Origin of the sequence: Stenotrophomonas sp. STM01, from assembly GCF_014852135.1 — a bacterium.
GTDB classification, from domain to species: Bacteria; Pseudomonadota; Gammaproteobacteria; order Xanthomonadales; family Xanthomonadaceae; genus Stenotrophomonas; species Stenotrophomonas capsici.
Genome location: NZ_JACVBA010000001.1, coordinates 582,703 through 601,332, shown reverse-complemented (window position 1 = coordinate 601,332; position 18,630 = coordinate 582,703). Strand labels below are relative to the sequence as shown.

General features: G+C 67.6%; 18 protein-coding genes. 10 read left to right on the top strand and 8 right to left on the bottom strand.

The window, feature by feature from the left end:
• Nucleotides 1-145 precede the first annotated feature (145 nt).
• Both apbC and dcd read left to right on the top strand, forming a co-directional pair.
• Nucleotides 146-1,000, top strand: coding sequence for an iron-sulfur cluster carrier protein ApbC (apbC, locus tag IB227_RS02760; RefSeq protein ID WP_192286219.1), 855 nt, complete (start codon nt 146-148; stop codon nt 998-1,000).
• 141 nt (nt 1,001-1,141) lie between these two features.
• A complete protein-coding gene (dcd, locus tag IB227_RS02755) occupies nt 1,142-1,714 on the top strand; it encodes a dCTP deaminase (RefSeq protein WP_192286218.1) in 573 nt (190 codons plus the stop codon).
• A gap of 81 nt (nt 1,715-1,795) precedes the next feature.
• Here dcd and IB227_RS02750 read toward each other — a convergent pair whose 3' ends face one another.
• The 3 genes from IB227_RS02750 to IB227_RS02740 are packed head-to-tail and all read right to left on the bottom strand — an operon-like array spanning nt 1,796 to nt 3,073.
• Nucleotides 1,796-1,963 (bottom strand): DUF5668 domain-containing protein, encoded by a 168-nt coding sequence (locus IB227_RS02750; RefSeq protein ID WP_089153126.1) that lies wholly within the window; start codon nt 1,961-1,963, stop codon nt 1,796-1,798.
• 31 nt (nt 1,964-1,994) lie between these two features.
• Complete coding sequence (locus IB227_RS02745; protein WP_192286217.1) at nt 1,995-2,417, bottom strand: HIT family protein; 423 nt, start codon at nt 2,415-2,417, stop codon at nt 1,995-1,997.
• Nucleotides 2,414-3,073 carry a dienelactone hydrolase family protein gene (locus IB227_RS02740; RefSeq protein ID WP_192286216.1) on the bottom strand — a complete coding sequence of 220 codons (660 nt, stop codon included), beginning with the start codon at nt 3,071-3,073 and terminating at the stop codon, nt 2,414-2,416. The genes IB227_RS02745 and IB227_RS02740 overlap by 4 nt, the downstream gene beginning before the upstream one ends.
• A gap of 492 nt (nt 3,074-3,565) precedes the next feature.
• On the opposite strand from IB227_RS02740, the gene rimO reads away from it, so the two are divergent.
• Both rimO and IB227_RS02730 read left to right on the top strand, forming a co-directional pair.
• Complete coding sequence (gene rimO, locus IB227_RS02735) at nt 3,566-4,927, top strand: 30S ribosomal protein S12 methylthiotransferase RimO (RefSeq protein ID WP_192286215.1); 1,362 nt, start codon at nt 3,566-3,568, stop codon at nt 4,925-4,927.
• Nucleotides 4,928-4,935: 8 nt separating this feature from the next.
• Nucleotides 4,936-5,760, top strand: a complete 825-nt coding sequence (locus tag IB227_RS02730) for a DUF3025 domain-containing protein (protein ID WP_192286214.1) — start codon at nt 4,936-4,938, stop codon at nt 5,758-5,760.
• Nucleotides 5,761-5,839: 79 nt separating this feature from the next.
• Here IB227_RS02730 and greB read toward each other — a convergent pair whose 3' ends face one another.
• On the bottom strand, nt 5,840-6,343 hold the full coding sequence (greB, locus tag IB227_RS02725) for a transcription elongation factor GreB (RefSeq protein ID WP_192286213.1): 504 nt from the start codon (nt 6,341-6,343) through the stop codon (nt 5,840-5,842).
• A 106-nt stretch (nt 6,344-6,449) separates the two neighbouring features.
• Here greB and IB227_RS02720 point away from each other — a divergent pair, with 106 nt between their 5' ends.
• Nucleotides 6,450-7,904 (top strand): rhomboid family intramembrane serine protease, encoded by a 1,455-nt coding sequence (locus tag IB227_RS02720; RefSeq protein WP_192286212.1) that lies wholly within the window; start codon nt 6,450-6,452, stop codon nt 7,902-7,904.
• Between the two features lie 72 nt (nt 7,905-7,976).
• On the opposite strand, the gene IB227_RS02715 is transcribed toward IB227_RS02720, so the two are convergent.
• Together IB227_RS02715 and IB227_RS02710 are read right to left on the bottom strand one after the other, a co-directional pair.
• A complete protein-coding gene (locus IB227_RS02715; protein WP_192286211.1) occupies nt 7,977-9,245 on the bottom strand; it encodes a DUF4013 domain-containing protein in 1,269 nt (422 codons plus the stop codon).
• 73 nt (nt 9,246-9,318) lie between these two features.
• Nucleotides 9,319-10,824: a helicase HerA-like domain-containing protein gene (locus tag IB227_RS02710; RefSeq protein ID WP_192287251.1), complete on the bottom strand. Its 1,506-nt coding sequence runs from the start codon at nt 10,822-10,824 to the stop codon at nt 9,319-9,321.
• A 122-nt stretch (nt 10,825-10,946) separates the two neighbouring features.
• On the opposite strand from IB227_RS02710, the gene IB227_RS02705 reads away from it, so the two are divergent.
• Nucleotides 10,947-12,533 carry a transglycosylase SLT domain-containing protein gene (locus tag IB227_RS02705; protein ID WP_192286210.1) on the top strand — a complete coding sequence of 529 codons (1,587 nt, stop codon included), beginning with the start codon at nt 10,947-10,949 and terminating at the stop codon, nt 12,531-12,533.
• A gap of 75 nt (nt 12,534-12,608) precedes the next feature.
• Here the strand turns inward: IB227_RS02705 and asd are convergent, their stop codons facing one another.
• Nucleotides 12,609-13,451, bottom strand: coding sequence for an archaetidylserine decarboxylase (gene asd / locus IB227_RS02700; RefSeq protein WP_192286209.1), 843 nt, complete (start codon nt 13,449-13,451; stop codon nt 12,609-12,611).
• Entirely contained in the window at nt 13,448-14,095 is a 648-nt protein-coding gene (locus IB227_RS02695) for an SCO family protein (protein WP_192286208.1), read from the bottom strand. Before IB227_RS02695 ends, asd begins: the two co-directional genes overlap by 4 nt.
• Nucleotides 14,096-14,308: 213 nt before the next feature.
• Between IB227_RS02695 and prmB the strand changes: the two genes are divergently transcribed.
• From prmB to IB227_RS02675, 4 genes are all read left to right on the top strand, one after another.
• Nucleotides 14,309-15,238, top strand: a complete 930-nt coding sequence (prmB, locus tag IB227_RS02690; RefSeq protein ID WP_132864370.1) for a 50S ribosomal protein L3 N(5)-glutamine methyltransferase — start codon at nt 14,309-14,311, stop codon at nt 15,236-15,238.
• A 76-nt stretch (nt 15,239-15,314) separates the two neighbouring features.
• Nucleotides 15,315-16,421 carry a chorismate synthase gene (gene aroC / locus IB227_RS02685; protein WP_192287250.1) on the top strand — a complete coding sequence of 369 codons (1,107 nt, stop codon included), beginning with the start codon at nt 15,315-15,317 and terminating at the stop codon, nt 16,419-16,421.
• Nucleotides 16,414-17,448, top strand: coding sequence for a D-glycerate dehydrogenase (locus IB227_RS02680; RefSeq protein ID WP_192286207.1), 1,035 nt, complete (start codon nt 16,414-16,416; stop codon nt 17,446-17,448). The genes aroC and IB227_RS02680 overlap by 8 nt, the downstream gene beginning before the upstream one ends.
• An 81-nt stretch (nt 17,449-17,529) precedes the next feature.
• On the top strand, nt 17,530-18,555 hold the full coding sequence (locus IB227_RS02675) for an aspartate-semialdehyde dehydrogenase (protein WP_192286206.1): 1,026 nt from the start codon (nt 17,530-17,532) through the stop codon (nt 18,553-18,555).
• Nucleotides 18,556-18,630 lie beyond the last annotated feature (75 nt).

The following is an 18,630-nucleotide window of genomic DNA, read 5'->3' as shown; positions in this document are numbered from 1 at the left end:
CTGAATGGAACGACAACACGGAAAAGGTAGCAGAACCGCCACCCAGCGCGTAGTGCGGAAAGGCAGGTGCCGATCGGAAGCGGGTGGGGGATGTCATGCGGGCGAGGCGCTATAGTTGCGCCCTGTCTGAAAGGCTGAGGTTGTGGTGGGCGGTTCGATCGCATTGGGTTCATCCCACAAGGTTCAAAAGGGGCTCTCTCCCCATTCACGTATCCGCAACGTCATTGCGGTCGGGTCCGGCAAGGGCGGGGTGGGCAAGTCCACGACCGCGGTGAACCTGGCCTTGGCGCTGCACAAGCTGGGTGCGCGGGTCGGGGTGCTGGATGCCGACATCTATGGACCGAGCGTGCCGGCCATGCTCGGCTTGAGTGGCCGCCCGGAAAGTCCGGACAACAAGAGCATCGAGCCGTTGCGGGCGTTTGGCGTGGAAGCGATGTCCATCGGTTTCCTGATCGAGCCCGACTCGCCGATGATCTGGCGTGGCCCGATGGCCACCTCGGCGCTGACCCAGTTGTTCAACGACACGCTGTGGGGCGACCTGGACTTCCTGCTGATCGACCTGCCGCCGGGTACCGGTGACATCCAGCTGACGTTGTCGCAGAAGATCCCGGTGGCCGGTGCGGTGATCGTCACCACGCCGCAGGACATCGCCACGCTGGATGCGCGCAAGGCATTGAAAATGTTCGAGAAGGTCGAGGTTCCGGTGCTCGGCATCGTCGAGAACATGGCCGTGCACACCTGCAGCAACTGCGGCCACACCGAACATCTGTTCGGCGAGGGCGGCGGCCAGCGCATGGCCGAGCAGTACGGCGTGCCGTTGCTGGGCGCGTTGCCGCTGGACATCAGCATCCGCGAGCAAGGGGACGTCGGTACCCCGGTGGTGGCCGCTGCACCGGATTCCGCACCGGCCCAGGCCTACCTGGCCGCGGCTCGGCGCATGGCCGAGGAACTGGCCAAGCGCCCACGCGCCAGCATCCCGATCGTGTCTTCGTTGATCTGACTGGCTGCCGGCGTCGTCCGGCCGCTGCCCGCCGAGCCGTGGCAGCCCCGGCTCGGGCTCGGCGATACAAGGCCCCTGCGCTAGAATCGTGCCCCGACCGGCGCACCAGGCTGCGCGATCCCACGAAATCAGGACCATTGAATGAGCATCAAGAGCGACCGCTGGATCCGCCGCATGTCCGAGCAGCACGGCATGATCGAGCCGTATGAAGCCGGGCAGATCAAGCAGGTCAATGGCAGCCGCATCGTCAGCTACGGCACCTCCAGCTATGGCTACGACGTGCGTTGCTCGCGCGAGTTCAAGGTGTTCACCAACATCAACTCCACCATCGTCGACCCCAAGCATTTCGACCCGAAGAGCTTCGTCGACATCGAGGCCGACGAGTGCATCATCCCGCCGAATTCGTTCGCGCTGGCACGCACGGTGGAGTACTTCCGCATCCCGCGCGACACCCTGGTGGTCTGCCTGGGCAAGAGTACCTACGCGCGCTGCGGCATCATCGTCAACGTCACGCCGCTGGAGCCGGAATGGGAAGGCCACGTGACGCTGGAGTTCTCCAACACCACGCCGCTGCCGGCGCGTATCTATGCCAACGAAGGCGTGGCACAGATGCTGTTCTTCCAGGCCGACAAGGATGATGTCTGCGAGACCTCGTACAAGGACCGCGGCGGCAAGTACCAGGGCCAGACCGGCGTGACCTTGCCGCGCACCTGAGCCCGGCATGCGGCAACGAAAAAGGGCGCGGATTCCGCGCCCTTTTTGTTGTCCGCCGGTTCCGCGGCAGGTGCGGCGGCCTTACTTGCCCCGCCCGAACAGCATGCCGATGCCCACTGCGACCAGGATGGCCGGCCACCAGGTGGCGAGCATGGAGCCGATGTTGCCGTTGATCCAGCCCAGGTTCTTGGCCAGGAAGAACAGGCCGACGATGATCAGGATCAGGGCGGCGATCAGGTTGGAGCGCATCGGCGTGCAGTGTCCGTTGGTGGTGAGGCGCCTATCGTAGCCGCTGGCGCCAGATTTCGACACGCTCGGCCAGCACGTCCGGATCGAAACGCTGGGCCTTGCCGCTGCCCCAGACCGGGCCCGGCCAGGCCGGGTCGTTCTCGTTGCGGCCCACCAGGTGCACGTGCAGCTGGCGCACGATGTTGCCCAGCGCCCCGATGTTGATCTTGCTGACGTTGGGCTTCTGCTTCAGGTGCTGGGAGATCTGGTTGATCTCGGCCAGCAGCAGGCGCTGTTGGGCGCCGTCCAGGTCGATCCATTCGCTGGCCCCGGCAACGCGGGGCACCAGCACGACCCAGGGAAAGCGGTCGTCGTTCATCAGCCGGATCTGGGACAGGGGGCCATCGGCGATCAGCACGCTGTCGGTGGCAAGGCGGGAATCAAGTTCGAAATCGGACGTCACAGCTTCGGTCATCGCAGGTTCTCACTGAAGAAGGCCAAGGTGCGTTCGCGCGCCAGTTCGGCGCTGGGGGCGTGGTAGTGCACGCCGACCTCACGGTTGAAGGCGTGGTCGGCCGGGTACACATATACCGGCAATGTGGGTTGCTTTTCACGATGCGCTGCAACGGCGGCCGACGGGATCGAGGCATCCTGCGCGCCGAAGTGGAAGATTGCCGGGGCTTTGAACGGGCTGTCCAGGAATGGCACGTTGCGCGCGCCGTAGTAGCTGGCCGAGGGCAGGCCCAGCCGTTGCGCGGCCAGCATGGCAATGGTGCCGCCCCAGCAGTAACCGACCGTGCCGACCTTGCCGTGGCGCTCCAGCTGCTGGGCGGCGGCCTGGACCACGCTGACCGCGCGGTCCACGCCCAGCGCGGTGACCAGTTCCTTGCCGCGGTTCACGCCCTCGGCGTCATAGGCCAGCTCCAGGCCCGGTTCCAGCAGGTCGAAGAAGGCCGGGGCAAGCACCGCGTAGCCCTCGGCCGCGTACTGTTCGGCGACGTGGCGAATGTGCGCGTTGGCGCCAAAGATCTCCTGGATGACGACCAGGCCGGCGCGCGGAGTGCCCGCGGGTAGCGCCTGCCAGGCGCGGACCGGTCCGAGGGCAGTGGGAAGGGTGATCCATTGGGACATGGGGGAAGCTCCAATTGAGGGGGAAGTCGGGGATGGTGCTCCCTTCTCCCGCCGGCGGGAGAAGGTGCCCCAGAGGGACGGATGATGGGGGGCTTTGGATTCTGGGACGGGTGCTGGAGAGCGGCCCTCACCCCAACCCCTCTCCCGCGTGCGGGAGAGGGGCTTTCGCTCTCTGCGGCACGGGACGGTGGCTGCGCGGCACAGCGGGGCCATGCATGCACGGCACAGGCGGCGGCGCTCCCTTCTCCCGCCAGCGGGAGAAGGTGCCCCGAAGGGGCGGATGAGGGCGCTTTTGATTCCGACGCAGGGTGCGGGACGCCTGCCCTCACCCCAATCCCTCTCCTGCGTGCGGGAGAGGGGCTTTGGCGTCGCTCATTGGTGTGTGCGGGGCGCATTAAGCCAGTTGCAGGGCAGGGCGGTGGGTGACCGGTATAATCGCCGGCTTTCCGGCCCTGTGGTCATTCCGGCCCCGGCCCCCAGAATTCCGTGAACATGTCCCAGCTGAACCCCAAAGTCGGCTTCGTCAGCCTTGGCTGCCCGAAGGCCCTCGTCGACTCCGAGCGCATCCTCACCCAGTTGCGGGTGGAGGGCTACGACATCGTGCCGTCCTACGATTCGGCCGACGTGGTGGTGGTCAACACCTGCGGCTTCATCGATTCGGCCGTGGCCGAATCGCTGGATGCCATCGGCGAGGCGATGAACGAGAACGGCAAGGTCATCGTCACCGGCTGCCTGGGCAAGAAGTCGGAGATGATCCGCGAGCATTACCCGGACGTGCTGTCGGTGTCCGGCCCGCAGGACTACACCAGCGTCATGGACGCCGTGCATGCGGCCCTGCCGCCCAAGCACAACCCGTTCGTGGACCTGGTGCCGGACTACGGCATCAAGCTGACCCCGCGTCATTACGCCTACCTGAAGATTTCCGAAGGCTGCAACCACCGTTGCAGCTTCTGCATCATCCCGTCGATGCGTGGCGACCTGGTGTCGCGCCCGGTCGATGAAGTGCTGCGCGAGGCTGAGAGGCTGGTGAAGGGCGGCGTGCGCGAGCTGCTGGTGGTGTCGCAGGACACCTCTGCCTACGGCGTGGACCGCAAGTACGCGCCGGGCACCTGGCGCGGCAAGGAATACGCCACCCGCATGAAGGCGCTGTGCGAAGGCCTGTCCGAACTCGATGCCTGGACCCGCCTGCATTACGTCTACCCATACCCGCACGTGGACGACGTGGTGCCGCTGATGGCGCAGGGCAAGATCCTGCCGTACCTGGACATCCCGTTCCAGCACGCCAGCCCGCGCATCCTCAAGCTGATGAAGCGCCCGGGCGCGGTCGACAAGACCCTGGAGCGGGTGCTGCGTTGGCGTCAGATCAGCCCGGACATCACCGTGCGCTCGACCTTCATCGTCGGCTTCCCGGGCGAGACCGATGCCGAGTTCGAACAGCTGCTCGACTTCCTGGACGTGGCCCAGCTCGACCGCGTGGGTGCGTTTGCGTACTCGCCGGTGGACGGCGCCACTGCCAACGACCTGCCGGACCCGGTGCCGGAAGAAGTAAAGCAGGAGCGCCTGGCTCGCTTCATGGAGAAGCAGGCGGCCATTTCCGCGGCCAAGCTGGAAGCCAAGATCGGCAGCGTGCAGCAGTGCCTGGTCGATGTGATCGAGGACGGCATCGCGGTGGCGCGCTCCAAGGCCGATGCGCCGGAGATCGATGGCCTGGTGCATATCCAGAACGGCGAGGAAGCACGCCTGCGCGTGGGTGACTTCGTCAACGTGGAGATCACCGACAGCGACGAGCACGACCTGTTCGGTGATGCACTGGTCGAGCAGGCGGCCAAGCCGTTCGATCTCAAGGTGCTGTGACCGTAACGATGAATCAAGTGGGCGCCGGCCAGGGCCGGCGTCGGTTCATTGCCCCGTTGCGCGGGCAGGTGGATGCCGTGTGTTTCCGGCATCCCGTGTTCGACGGTTATGCCGATCAACGGGACCTGCTGACCGGCGCGGATTGGCCCGCCATCGAAGCGCTCAATGCGCGGCTGGCGTCGCCGGATCACCGTTTCGTGGCACAGGACGCCGCACTGCTGGCCGACGGCCTGCACTACGAAACCCGCATTGCGCAGGGGCGCATCGCCACGCGCGAAGAGAACTGGCATGACCTGTTCAACGCGCTGGTGTGGATGCGCCATCCGGCGATCAAGCGTGCGCTCAATGCGCGGCAGTGCCTGCATATCGCGCGGTTGGGGGCGAGCGAACGCAACCCTGCGCAGCAGGCCCTGACCCAGTTCGACGAATCCGGCGTAATCGTGCACGTGCGCGATCCGGCGCTGCTGGTGGCGTGGGATCGGCATGATTGGGCGGCACTGTTCGCGCCGGCGGGCTGGCGACGGGGTGACATCGCCGTGGCCGCCGTGATCGGCCACGCGCTGATGGAGCAGATGCTGGTGCCGGGACGATTGCTGGTCGGCAAGTGCGTGGTGGTGCACGGTGCAGCGGGCGCCGCTGCCGTGGCGCGGGTCGCCGCGGCGATCACCGCCGGGCAGGTCTTGGCCGCTGCATCCGAATTGCGCCCGTTGCCGTTGGCCGGTATCCCCGGGTGGCATCCGCACCAGGATGCGGCATTCCTGGCGCAGGCGGACTACTTCCGCCCGCTGCGTGAGGGGCGTCGCTATCGGCCCCCGTTGGTGGAGCCTGCATAGGCGGGGATGCAATCCCTGCAGCGGTCGCTACGTTGTTGCGTGTTGGCTGCTTCTTTCTTCGATGGGGGTCTTGCCTGGGTCAGCCCTCGTAGCTGACATCGACCAGCACGAAGCGGGTGATGCCGCCGGGCAGCTCGACACTGAACTCATCGTCGATGCGCTTCTTCAGCAGGGCACGGGCCAGCGGTGAATCGATGCTGATCCAGCCGGTGGCCGCATCGGTCTCGTCGGGGCCGACGATGCGGTAGACATGGCTGTCGCCCGATTCGATGTTCTCCAACTCGACCGTGGCGCCGAAGAACACCGCTTCCGGGTCGCTGGGGCGGGTGTCCACCACGCGCAGGGCTTCCAGGCGCTTGCTCAGGTAACGCACGCGCCGGTCGATTTCACCCAGCTGCTTCTTGCGGTAGGTGTATTCGGCGTTCTCCGAGCGGTCCCCTTCGGCCGCCGCCGCAGCCAGCGCCTTGACCACCTCCGGGCGGCGCTGGCGCCACAGTTCGTCCAGCTCGGCCTTCAGGCGCGCGTGGCCTTGGGGCGTGATCAGCGCGGTGCTTTTTTCTGCAGGTGGGCGCCAACGGCTCATTGCGGGAATGCATGCTTTGCGGGAGGACGCCATGGTAGCCGCGGGCGCTTGCGCGCGGCTATCGGATCGCTGAAGCTGCGCCGTCCAGACAAGGGAATGTCCGTCGATGTTGATCCTGCCGTTGCACAAGCCCCTGAGCCTGGCCACGTTTCCCTGCGTGACGGCCTTGCTGGTGCTGGTCAATGTGTTGATCTACTTCGGTTGGCAGGTGCCGGACGAGGACAAGGTCCAGGCTGCACAGGCCTGGTACCTGGCCTCTGGCCTCGACGCCCGCGAGGTGCCGGCCTACCGCAAGCACCTGATCGAAACCGGGCAGGTCGAAGCGTTGCAGGCGTTCGAGGCGCTGCCCGCGCGTGACAAGTCGGTTTATCTGGCCGCCTCGACGCAAACTGACGTCGCATTCCAGCAGGCCCTGCAGCACGGCGAACTGTTCGAGACGGAAGAAGAGCGCAACGAATGGGCACCGTTGCACCAGCAGTACCAGTCCCGGCTGGACCAGGTGTTCACCCTGCGCCATCTGCTGCGCAGTTCGGAATGGTCGCTGCCGCGGATGTTCTCCTCGGCCTTCCTGCATGGTGACGCGCTGCACCTGTTCGGCAACATGGTGTTGCTGGTGGCCTTGGGCCTGCTGCTGGAAGGGGCGATCGGCAGCTGGCGCTTCCTGGCCGTCTACCTGCTGGGCGCGCTGGGTTCCAGTGCGGTGAGCGTGCTGTGGCGTTGGGGCGAGGCCGGCGGCGGGCTGGGGGCCTCGGGCGCGATCGCCGCGGTGATGGGGGCATTCTGCGTGGTGTGGGGGCTGCGCCCGGTGCGGTTCTTCTACTGGTTCGGGATCCTCTTCAACTACGTGCGCGCGCCGGCGATCTGGCTGCTGCCGGTCTGGCTGGGCTGGGAGGTGTTCAACCTTTTCACCAACCAGGGGGCGGGCATCGGTTTCGACGCGCATGCCGGTGGCCTGGTCTGTGGCGCGTTACTGGGCGGCGTGCTGGTGCTCACCCACCAGACCCGCGAATCCTTCATGCGTGAGGACGAAACCCCGGCAGTCCCCGACACGCGCTGGGAGCAGGCGCTGCTGCACATGGGGCGGATGGAGAATGCCACCGCCGAACGGCTGCTCGCCGCGCTGGCCGCCGAGCAGCCGCACCGGCTGGACGTGGCGTTGGCGCGCTTGCGTGTCGCCGACAACGATGGCCGCGGTGCGGCCGCACAGGCGCGGCTGGGCGAGGCGATGATGCTGGAGGCGACGGACCCCGCCGAGCGCGCCGCGCAGCATAACCTGGTCAAAAAGCTGCAGGCCTCGCCGGGGATGCCGCCCGCACCGACGTTGCGGGCAGTGCTGGCGCGTTGCTTCAAGCAGGCCTGGTTGGCGGAGGCCGAGGCCCTGCTGCTGAAGGCCTCCGGGCTGCCGGAGGGCGAACAGGCCCAGCTGTGGTTGCGCCTGGCCCTGCGCCACGGTGAGCTGCACGCGCCGGAGGAGCAGCGCCGCCTGCTCGATGGCATCGCGCGGCGTTACCCCGGTTCGGAGCAGGCGGGGAAGGCGCGGTTCCTGCTCGAGAACAACTGAGGACTGTCGTACCCCGGTCGCCACGCCGCAGGCGGGGATGAACTCCCCGCCACTGTCAGGAGCCGAACCGGTTCACGCCAGGTGCGGGCTCAGTGCCCGTTGCGCGGCTTCGAGCTTGCGGCGCTGTTCGGGGTCTTCGCAGCGGCCCAGGGCGTCTTCCAGCAGGGCGCGCGCTTCATCATCGCGGCTGTAGCGTTCGGCCAGCAGCAGTGCGGCCTGCACCGCCCATTGCGGTGCCAGCGGCGCGCGCGGCCACGCCTTGAGCATGGCCAGTTGGGCATCGAGCTGCAGCTGCAGTTGGCCGCTCAGGCGGGCGCGCTCGGCCAGGGTGCTGGCCTGCTCCGGATCGGCCGGGGCGAAGTCCGGATCGGTTTCGAGCAGCTCGCGCAGCACCTGCATCGCCTGGCGCTCCTCCTTTTCGGCCAGCAGGCGGGTGATGTACTGGCGGCCGTGCTCGCGCAGGGCGTCGGAGACTCCCTTGCGGCGCAGCAGGCGATGGTAGAGCTCATGGACCGGCAAGCCGACCGCGCGGCTGCGGACGGCCACGCGCAGTGCATCCATGGCGGCTTCGGGGTGGCCGTCGCGGACGAAGTGCTCGGCCTCGTCCAGCAGCACCTGGTCAGGGGCATTGCGGGAGAGGGGCTGCGGCGCGCCTTCCGGCTCGAAACCGAGCACATCGTGGTACTGGTAGACCATGTAGCCCAGCAGGTGGAAGGTGGCGAACAACCCCCAGATGCTGAAGAAGGTCAGCACCAGGTCGCCGATGATCGGGGGCATGACGGCATGCAGCCACTTGCCGGCGGTCAGTGCGCTGGCCTGGATCACGAACAGCAGCAGGAACACCGCCAGGTAGGGCCAGCCGATACGCACGGCCAGGGTGATCGGCGTGGCCGGGTTCAGGGCGGCGCGCAGGCTGCCGTCCATGGCCAGCGAGATCACGCAGCCTGGCTGCAGGAACACCACCGCGGCCAGTGCGGCCAACCCGATGATGGGGCCCAGGAAGGCTGCCACCACGACCACGAAGATGCCCATCAGGATCATCATCGCCAGCAGGCGGATCACGGTGCCGTCGCTGGAGTACAGCGTGTTCTCCGGCGCGGCCAGGCGCCCGTTGGCGGTCTCGCGCAGGATCTCGAAGGCGTAACGGTAGACGCCGACCCAGACCACGATGGCCAGGATCCAGCCGATGCCCGGCAGCAGGCCGAGCAGGGTGCACAGGGTCAGCGCGATCAGTGCATACAGCGCCGCGCCGCGCACCGGGTAGAACGTGATGGACGGCAGCCGCTGCCAGAACGGCTCGGGCGTGCTGCGTGACGAGTTGCGATGCGAACGATCTTCCATGAATCCCCCGTGGTGCTGCGCACATTCTGGGGGGCAGGGCCGGGTGCCGGCAACGGCCGGCACCCGGCGCTACTCAACGCTTGCCGCCGAAGATGCTGCCGAGGATGCCGCGCACGATCTGATTGCCGAGCTTGGTGCCGACGGTGCGGGTGGTCTGCTTGGCCATCGTCTCGATCATGCCCTGGCGGCGCTTGGTGCCGAAGATGGCGTCCTTGATGCTCTGGCCGAAACCGCCTTCCTGTTCCTCGTCCTGCTGGCGCGTGCGGGCCTTCGGTGCCTGCGCCTGCTCGGTCGCCTTCTCGGCACGTTTGGCCAGCAGCTCGGCCGCCGACTCGCGGTTGACCGCCGTGTCGTAGCGGGTGCCGACCGGGCTGCCGGCGCGCACCTGGGCGCGCTCAGGCTCGGTGATCGCGCCCATCCGGCAGCGGGGCGGGGCGATCAGGGTCTTCTGCACCGGCGAGGGCACGCCCTTGTCCTGCAGCGTGGAGACCAGGGCTTCGCCGGTGCCCAGCTGCGACAGCGTGGCGACCACGTCGAGCTTGGGGTTGGGGACGAAGGTCTCGGCCGCGGTCTTGACCGCTTTCTGGTCGCGCGGGGTGAAGGCGCGCAGGGCGTGCTGCACGCGGTTGCCGAGCTGGCCGAGGATGTTGGCCGGCACGTCATCCGGGAACTGCGAGCAGAAGTACACGCCCACGCCCTTGGAGCGGATCAGTCGCACCACCTGCTCGATGCGCTGCACCAGCGCCGGCGGCGCGTCGTCGAACAGCAGGTGCGCCTCGTCGAAGATGAACACCAGTTTGGGCTTGTCCAGGTCGCCCACCTCCGGCAGCTGCTCGAACAGCTCGGACAGCAGCCACAGCAGGAAGGTCGAGTACAGGCGCGGCTTGAGGATGAGCTGGGCGGCGGCGAGGATGCCGACCACCCCGCGGCCGTCATGGTTCACGCGCATGATGTCGGCCAGTTCCAGCGCCGGCTCGCCGAAGAAGGCTTCACCGCCGTCCTGCGACAGCCGCAGCAGCGAGCGCTGGATGGCGGCCACCGACTGCGCGCTGACCAGCCCGTACTCGGTGGAGATGTCCTTGCGTTCCTCGGCCACCAGGTTGAGCAGGGCGCGCAGGTCGTCCAGGTCGAGCAGCAGCAGGCCGCGGTCGTCGGCCAGCTTGAATACGATGTCCAGCACCCCGGACTGGGTGTCGTTGAGCTCCAGGATGCGCGCCAGCAGGGTGGGGCCCATCTCGCTGACGGTGGTGCGGACCGGGTGGCCCTGCTGGCCGTACAGGTCCCAGAACACCACCGGGCTGGCCGCCGGGGCGTAGCCGTCCACGCCGATCTCGGCGGCGCGCTGGGCCAGCTTCTCGCCGCCCTCCCCGGGGACGGCCAGGCCGGCCACGTCGCCCTTCACATCGGCCATGAACACCGGCACGCCCAGGCGCGAGAAGCCTTCGGCCAGGGTCATCAGGGTCACCGTCTTGCCGGTGCCGGTCGCCCCTGCGATCAGGCCATGGCGGTTGCCAAAACGCGGGAGCAGGGTGACGGCGATGTCGTCGGTGACGCCTTTGCCGAGCAGGATCGGGTCCATGGAAGCACTCATAGATGAATGAAGGGGGATTCTAACGGCCGACTGTATCGGGACGGTGTCATTGTTGCCCCCGGGCAAGTCCGGCGGCTACCCTGCCTGACCTTTCGCGCGCAGTGTTGCTGATGTCCGTATCCCTGTTCTCTCTTCGTCCCTGGTCGCTGCTGGTCGCGGTTTCGTTGTTGACGGTGGTGCCGGCGGCGCATGCGCTGTCGGCCCGCGACAAGGCCAGGGTGGAGGCCATCGAGGCCCGCATGGCGGCGGCGGAGAAGCGCTACAGCGACGCGCTGGTGCTGGTGAACAACGCCGATCCCAAGGGCACCGCCGAGTCGGATGCCGCGCTGGAGGACATGGAGGACGTGATCACCGCCTGCATCGCGCAGAAGGGCTGTACGGTCAGTGGCCTGCTGACCACCTACAAGCGCCTGCTCAAGCAGAAGGTGGACGGTGCGGCGGCCGACGAGGAGGACGACGCCGGCATGCCGGTCGAGGCGGATCCGGACCATGTCGCGCCGCTGCGGGCCGATGTCCCGGAAGCGGCCCGTGCCGCGGCCCTGCTCAACGACCACCGCCATGCCTTCGACGACATGGTCGAGTACAACCCGGCGATCCAGGCCGGTATCCGCCGCTGGTTGACCGACATGCGCCCGGCGCTGCTGACCAGCTACGAGAACTACATGAACCTGCGCGGCGTGATGTGGCCGGAGTGGGAGAAGGGCGGTCTGCCGGAGGCGTTGCTGTTCGGCATCATGGCCAAGGAGTCCAATGGCCGTGTGCATGCGTCCTCGCGGGTGGGCGCCGCCGGCCTGATGCAGTTCATGCCGGCCACCGGCCGCCGCTTCGGGTTGGGCCCGGATGGCACCGGCTTTGACACGCGCTTTGACCCGCGCAGCGCCGCCGAGGCCAGCGCGGCCTACATGAACGAGCGCATGCGCGGACTCAACCGGAACATCGAATACGCGTTGGCCGCCTACAACGGCGGCGAGGGCCGGGCGGCCCGCATCTACCGCGACATGGGCGGGCAGAGCTTCTGGACGGACTCGGCGTACAACCAGTTCCCGGGCGAAACCAAGGACTACGTGCCGATGGTGATCGCTGCGGCCTGGATCTTCCTGCACCCGCAGCAGTACGGGGTGGAGTTCCCGAAGATCAACGGCCAGCCGGCGACGATCCGGCTGGCCCGTTCGACCACCATCTATGAGCTGACCATCTGCCTGGGCAGCACCGGCACGCGCGATGGCTACATGCGTGCGCTGCGCAACCTCAACCCGCGCTACGAGGCTGATGGCTGGATCCCGGCCGGCACCACGATCAACGCGACCACCCGCATTGCCGGCCTGTACAACCGCTACTGCGTGAGCGGCCCGCGCGCGGATCTGGCGCGCACCCTGATCACCGCCGACGTCAATGCGGCGATCAAGCGCCCGACCGCGACCAGTTTCACCGGCAGCGTGGCGGTGGGCGATGTGCAGGCCATGCAGGGCGGGCAGGTGCCGCCGCCAGTCGCCACGCCCGCCCCGGCGCCGCGTCCGGCCACTCCGGCACGCCGCCAGGCACGCAGCTACACGGTGGCGCGGGGGGACACGCTGGGCCGCATCGCCAGCCGCTTCCAGTGCGAGGTGCCGGCCCTGGCACGCGCCAATGGGCTGCGCGCGCCGGCCTATGCGATCAAGCCGGGGCAGCGGCTGAAGCTGGAAGGCTGCGACCGCTGAGGCGGTTCCTGCAATGAACAAGGGCGCCGCAGGGCGCCCTTTTTTGGGGTCGGGGAGGGGGAGGCTCCGTCTGGCCTACTTCAACGTCGCCAGCGCCTGGCCCAGCTGCACCGGGCTTTCAGCCCTCAACGACGGCTCGAAGTCGGCCACGCCCGGCGGCAGCAGCACGATCACCGTGGAGCCATAGTTGAAACGCGCCATCTCGGCGAAGCGTTCCAGGGTGATGCCCTTGCCGCGCCAGTCCTTGCGGGTGATGCGGTCGCCGTAGGCGGGGATCTCCTCACCGCTCCATACCGTCTCCACGCCGCTGACCAGCAGCGCACCGACCATCACCTGCACCATCGGGCCGAAATCAGTGTCGAAATGGCAGACCAGGCGCTCATTGCGGGCGAACAGGCGCGGCACGTTGGCCACCGCGTCGGTGCCGACGCTGAACAGACGGCCCGGCACGTGCACGGTTTCGCGCAGGGTGCCGGTCCAGGGCATGTGCACGCGGTGGTAATCACGCGGGGACAGGTACACGGTGGCGAACAGGCCGTTGTTGAACGGGACGGCGTCGGCGGCATCGCCGAGCAGCTCGGCGGCGGTGAACGACTGGCCCTTGGCCTGGAAGATGCGGCCGTCCTGGATCGGGCCCAGCTGGCTGATGCGGCCATCGGCCGGCATGGTCAGGGTGCGCGGGTCGGTGGCGGCCGCACGTGCGCCCGGCTTCAGGGCGCGGGTGAAGAACGCATTGAAGCTGGGGTAGCTGCGTGGGTCCGGGTTGGCCGCCTCGGCCAGGTTGACGTTGAATTTTTCGGTCACCGTGTCGATCAGCCAGCGCGAGATCCGCGGGTTCTGCGAATAGGCCAGCGAGCGCGCCATCGAGGACAGCAGGCGATGGGGCAGGACGTAGGTGAGCGTTGTTACCAGACTCATGGGGCGGTGTTCTCGGTGAGCTTAGTCAGGTCGCTGGCAATGGCCTGCGGGTTGAACGGGGGGCGGATCAGGCCGGCCAGGCGGCCCTTCGGGTCCAGCACCGCGATGCTGGAGGAGTGGTCCATGCTGTAGTCGCTGGGGTTCTGCTCGAAATGCTTGCCCGGCACCTTCTGGAACACCATGCCCAGCGCGGTGGCGAAACGCTCCAGCGACGGGATGTCCGCGGTCGCGGCCAGGGTGTCTTTGTGGAAGGCATGGGCGTATTCGCCCAGCTTGGACGGGGTGTCGCGTTCCGGGTCCACCGACACCAGCACCACGCGCGGGCGCAGGCTGTCGGGAATGGCCTGCCACTGCTTCTGGGCCTGGGCCAGCTCGGCCAGGGTGGTGGGACAGACGTCCGGGCAGGCGGTGAAGCCCAGGAACACCAGGCTCCAGTGCCCATGCAGTTCGCCGGGGATCAGCCGGGTGCCGTCGGACTGGGCCAGGTCGAATTCCGGCAGGGTGCGCGGGGTGCCATAGAAAATGATTGAACTGGTGCCGTTGGTGCCCTTGTTGCTCGGGCCAAACACCTTCTGCGCCAGTACCAGGCCGAGGCCGGCCGCCAGGGCGATGGCGAGGATGATGCCGATATTGCGGTTGAACATGGGCCGTTGCTTCCGTTCGGAGGTGGCCACTGCGGGAGTGGGCCACGGGCGGGACACGGGAGTGTAGGGGATTGCAGGCCTGTTCCCATGGGCCGGGAAGGCCCCGCCGGGCGGGTGCTGGCGGCCATTGCCGAAGTTTCGGCTGCAACTGGGCACTCAATATACCGGGCACGCGCCTATAATCGCAGACCTTTCAAGTATTTCCGTATTGCCATGACTGCCCAGGCGGCTGCCGAACTCCACACGATCATCGATCTGATCCGCTACGGCGCCAGCCGTTTCAATGCCGCAGGCCTGACCTTCGGCCACAGCTATGACAACGCCCTGGACGAGGCGACCCAGCTGGTGCTGCACAGCCTGCACCTGCCGCCGGACCTCGGCCCGGCCTACGGCGCGGCGCGGCTGCTGCCGGACGAGCGCGAGCGCGTGCTGGCGCTGTTCGAGCGCCGCATCAACGAGCGCCAGCCGGCGGCCTACCTGACCGGCGAGGCCTGGTTCGCGGGCCTGAGCTTCAAGAGCGACGCGCGTGCGCTGGTGCCGCGCTCGCCGATCGCCGAGCTGATCCTCAACGGCTTCGAGCCGTGGCTGGCCGGCCGTGATGTCACCCGCGCGCTGGACCTGTGCACCGGCTCGGGCTGCATCGCCATCGCCATGGGCCACTACTACCCGAACTGGCAGGTGGACGGCAGCGACGTCAACGACGCCGCGCTGTCGCTGGCGTTCGAGAACAAGGAGCGCCTGCTCGCGCACAACGTCGAACTGGTCAAGAGCGACCTGTTCAACGGCCTGCAGGGCCGGGTGTACGAGCTGATCGTCACCAACCCGCCGTACGTCACCAACGACGAGACCGATGCGCTGCCGCAGGAGTATTCGCACGAGCCGGACCTGGCCCTGCGCGCCGGCGACGATGGCCTGGACCTGGTGCTGAAGATCCTGCGCGATGCGCCGGACCATCTCACCGAGGAAGGCCTGCTGATCTGCGAGGTGGGCGACTCCGAGCAGCACCTGATCAAGCTGCTGCCGGAAGTGTATTTCTCCTGGATCGAGTTCAAGGTCGGCCAGATGGGCATCTTCGCGGTGGAGGCGGCCGAGCTGCGCGCCCACCATGCGCGGATCGCCGAACTGGCGGCACAGCGCCCGTAAGGGCGCAGGCGGCGAGGGCCCGGGCCTTCGCCGTGGTTTCCCCGGTGCGGGATTGACGGCACAAGCGCAGGACAGAATCGGCAACGTGAATACCTTCGGACAACTCTTTCGTGTCACCACCTTCGGCGAATCGCATGGGCCGGCCATTGGCTGCGTGATCGACGGTTGTCCCCCGGGGCTGGAGATCGCGCCGGAGGAGTTCACCCACGACCTGCAGCGCCGCGCCACCGGCAAGAGCCGCCATACCTCCGCGCGCCGCGAGGCCGACGAGGTCGAGATCCTGTCCGGCGTCTACGAAGGCCGCACCACCGGCACGCCGATCGCACTGCTGATCCGCAACACCGACCAGCGCAGCAAGGACTACAGCAACATCGCCCAGCAGTTCCGCCCGGGCCATGCCGATTACAGCTACTGGCAGAAGTACGGCATCCGCGACCCGCGCGGTGGCGGCCGTTCCTCCGCGCGCGAGACCACCATGCGCGTGGCCGCCGGCGTGATCGCCAAGAAATGGTTGCAGCAGCGCCACGGGGTGACCGTGCGTGGCTACCTGTCGCAGCTGGGCGAGATCACCCCGGTCGGTTTCGACTGGAGCGTGGTCGAGGAAAACCCCTTCTTCTGGCCCGACGCCGCCCAGGTGCCGGCGCTGGAGGCGTACATGGATGCGCTGCGCAAGTCCGGTGATTCGGTCGGTGCGCGCGTGAACGTGGTCGCCGACGGCGTGCCGCCGGGCTGGGGCGAACCGATCTACGGCAAGCTCGACGGTGACATCGCCGCCGCGTTGATGAGCATCAACGCGGTCAAGGGCGTGGAGATCGGCGACGGCTTTGCCAGTGCCGCGCAGAAGGGCACCGAACACCGTGACCTGATCAGCCCGGAGGGCTTCCAGTCCAACCATGCCGGCGGCATCCTCGGGGGCATTTCCACCGGGCAGCAGGTCGTCGCCTCGATGGTGCTCAAGCCCACCTCCAGCCTGCGTCTGCCCGGCGCCACGGTGGACACGGCCGGCAATGCGGTCGATGTGATCACCACCGGCCGCCACGACCCCTGCGTCGGCATCCGCGCCACCCCCATCGCCGAGGCGATGCTGGCGCTGGTGCTGGTTGACCAGGCATTGCGCCACCGCGCGCAATGCGGTGATGTCGGCCAGATGAGCCCGCGCATCCCGGGCAGCATCGATGGCTGAACCACGGCCCCGCGTCTGGGTATCGCAGCCGCTGTTCGACGACACCGTCGCGCAGTTGGCCGCGTACTGCGAGGTGGTCGCCACGCCGGAGGTCACCGCGCATGACAGTGCGTCGATCCGTGCCCGCCTGGCCGGCATGGACGGCGCGCTGATCACGCTCAACGAGCGCATCGGTGCGGCCGAGATCGCCAATGCGCCGGACCTGAAGATCGTCGCCAACGTCGGTGTCGGCTACAACAACCTGGACATCGCGGCGTTGAGTGCGGCGGGCATCATCGCCACCAACACGCCGGACGTGCTCACCGAAACCACCGCCGACCTGGGCTTCTCGCTGCTGATGGCGGCGGCCCGGCGCATCGTCGAATCGGACCGCTGGCTGCGCGAGGGCAATTGGGGGCAATGGTCGTTCACCACCATGCTCGGCGCCGACCTGCATGGCAGCACGCTGGGCATCCTGGGCATGGGCCGCATCGGCCAGGCCATCGCCCGCCGCGGCCATCACGGCTTCGGCATGAAGGTGCTGTACCACAACCGTTCGCGGCTGCCGCAGGACGTGGAGCAGGCGGTCGGGGCGAGCTACGTCGGTTTCGACGAGCTGCTGGCGCAGGCCGATCACCTGGTGCTGGTGCTGCCGTACACCGCGCAGAACCACCACCTGATCGATGCTGTCGCACTGGCGAAGATGAAGCCCAGTGCCACGCTGGTGAACATCGCCCGTGGTGGCATCGTCGATGAGCTGGCGCTGGCCGACGCGCTGGCCGATGGCCGGCTGGCCTCGGCCGGTCTGGACGTCTATGAGAACGAACCCAACGTGCGCCCGGAGTTGCTGGCGCTGCGCAACATCGTGCTGACGCCGCATATCGGCAGTGCCTCGCTGGCCACGCGCCGGGCGATGGTGCAGGTGGCCGTGGACAACCTGCTGGCCGGGCTGGGTCTTGGCCCGGCGGCCGGGCAGCCGGCCAATGCCATCAATGGTGAGCTGCTGGCCGGCGGCAACGCCCGCATCATCGACACCAAAAAACGATAGGGAGCCTCCGAGGCTGTCTGCCGGAGGTTCCCCGAACCTGGCTCGACGTGTGTCCCCCCATCCTTTTTTCGAGTGCACCCCATGAGCAATGAAGCCCGTCGTTTCCACGTAGCCGTTGTTGGCGCCACCGGCGCCGTCGGCCAGACCATGTTGTCGATCCTGGCCGAGCGCAATTTTCCGATCAGCACGCTGAGCCTGCTCGCCTCCGAGCGTTCGGCCGGCCAGCAGGTCGATTTCGAAGGCCAGAAGATCACCATCCAGGACCTGGCCACGTTTGACCCGACCGGCGTGGAGATCGCGCTGTTCTCGGCAGGTGGCGGCATTTCAAAGGAATATGCGCCGAAATTCGCCGCCGCCGGCGCGGTCGTCATCGACAACTCGTCCTCGTTCCGCTACGACGACGACGTGCCGCTGGTGGTCTCCGAGGTGAACCCGGAAGCGGCGAAGAACCGCCCGCGCGGCATCATCGCCAACCCGAACTGCTCGACCATGCAGCTGATGCCGGTGCTGGCGCCGATCCATCGCGAATACGGCATCGAGCGCATCAACGTGGCCACCTACCAGTCCGTCTCCGGTGCCGGCCAGACCGGCATGGAGGAACTGGGCAAGCAGACCGCGCAGCTGCTGGGCTTCCAGGAGATCGAGCCGACCAAGTTCCCGGTGCAGATCGCCTTCAACCTGATCCCGCACATCGACGAGTTCCTGGACAACGGCTTCACCAAGGAGGAAATGAAGCTGGTATGGGAGACCCGCAAGATCCTCGGCGACGACAGCATCCAGGTGAACCCGACCGCCGTCCGCGTGCCGGTGTTCTATGGCCACTCCGAGGCGGTCAACATCGAGACCAAGAAGAAGATCAGCACCGAGCAGGCCCGCGCGCTGCTGGCCAGCGCCCCGGGCGTGAAGGTCGTCGACGAGCGCAAGGCCGGCGGCTACCCGACCCCGGTCACCCATGCCTCCGGCACCGACCCGGTCTACGTCGGGCGTATCCGCGAAGATCTCTCGCACCCGCGTGGCCTGAACATGTGGGTGGTGGCCGACAACATCCGCAAGGGCGCCGCGCTCAACGCGGTGCAGGTGGCCGAGCTGGTTGCCAACGGCGGCTGAGCCCCTCCCAAAGCGCCGGCCCAAGGGCCGGCGTTTCCACTCCTGTGCACGGCTGCGGTATTCGAAAGGCGGGGC

Coding starts and splice junctions, on each gene's coding strand:
- dcd (WP_192286218.1), top strand. CDS start 1,142: ATGAGCATCAAGAGCGACCGCTGGATCCGCCGCATGTCCGAGCAGCAC.
- IB227_RS02750 (WP_089153126.1), bottom strand. CDS start 1,963: ATGCGCTCCAACCTGATCGCCGCCCTGATCCTGATCATCGTCGGCCTG.
- IB227_RS02745 (WP_192286217.1), bottom strand. CDS start 2,417: ATGACCGAAGCTGTGACGTCCGATTTCGAACTTGATTCCCGCCTTGCC.
- IB227_RS02740 (WP_192286216.1), bottom strand. CDS start 3,073: ATGTCCCAATGGATCACCCTTCCCACTGCCCTCGGACCGGTCCGCGCC.
- rimO (WP_192286215.1), top strand. CDS start 3,566: ATGTCCCAGCTGAACCCCAAAGTCGGCTTCGTCAGCCTTGGCTGCCCG.
- IB227_RS02730 (WP_192286214.1), top strand. CDS start 4,936: ATGAATCAAGTGGGCGCCGGCCAGGGCCGGCGTCGGTTCATTGCCCCG.
- greB (WP_192286213.1), bottom strand. CDS start 6,343: ATGAGCCGTTGGCGCCCACCTGCAGAAAAAAGCACCGCGCTGATCACG.
- IB227_RS02720 (WP_192286212.1), top strand. CDS start 6,450: ATGTTGATCCTGCCGTTGCACAAGCCCCTGAGCCTGGCCACGTTTCCC.
- IB227_RS02715 (WP_192286211.1), bottom strand. CDS start 9,245: ATGGAAGATCGTTCGCATCGCAACTCGTCACGCAGCACGCCCGAGCCG.
- IB227_RS02710 (WP_192287251.1), bottom strand. CDS start 10,824: ATGGACCCGATCCTGCTCGGCAAAGGCGTCACCGACGACATCGCCGTC.
- IB227_RS02705 (WP_192286210.1), top strand. CDS start 10,947: ATGTCCGTATCCCTGTTCTCTCTTCGTCCCTGGTCGCTGCTGGTCGCG.
- asd (WP_192286209.1), bottom strand. CDS start 13,451: ATGAGTCTGGTAACAACGCTCACCTACGTCCTGCCCCATCGCCTGCTG.
- IB227_RS02695 (WP_192286208.1), bottom strand. CDS start 14,095: ATGTTCAACCGCAATATCGGCATCATCCTCGCCATCGCCCTGGCGGCC.
- prmB (WP_132864370.1), top strand. CDS start 14,309: ATGACTGCCCAGGCGGCTGCCGAACTCCACACGATCATCGATCTGATC.
- IB227_RS02680 (WP_192286207.1), top strand. CDS start 16,414: ATGGCTGAACCACGGCCCCGCGTCTGGGTATCGCAGCCGCTGTTCGAC.
- IB227_RS02675 (WP_192286206.1), top strand. CDS start 17,530: ATGAGCAATGAAGCCCGTCGTTTCCACGTAGCCGTTGTTGGCGCCACC.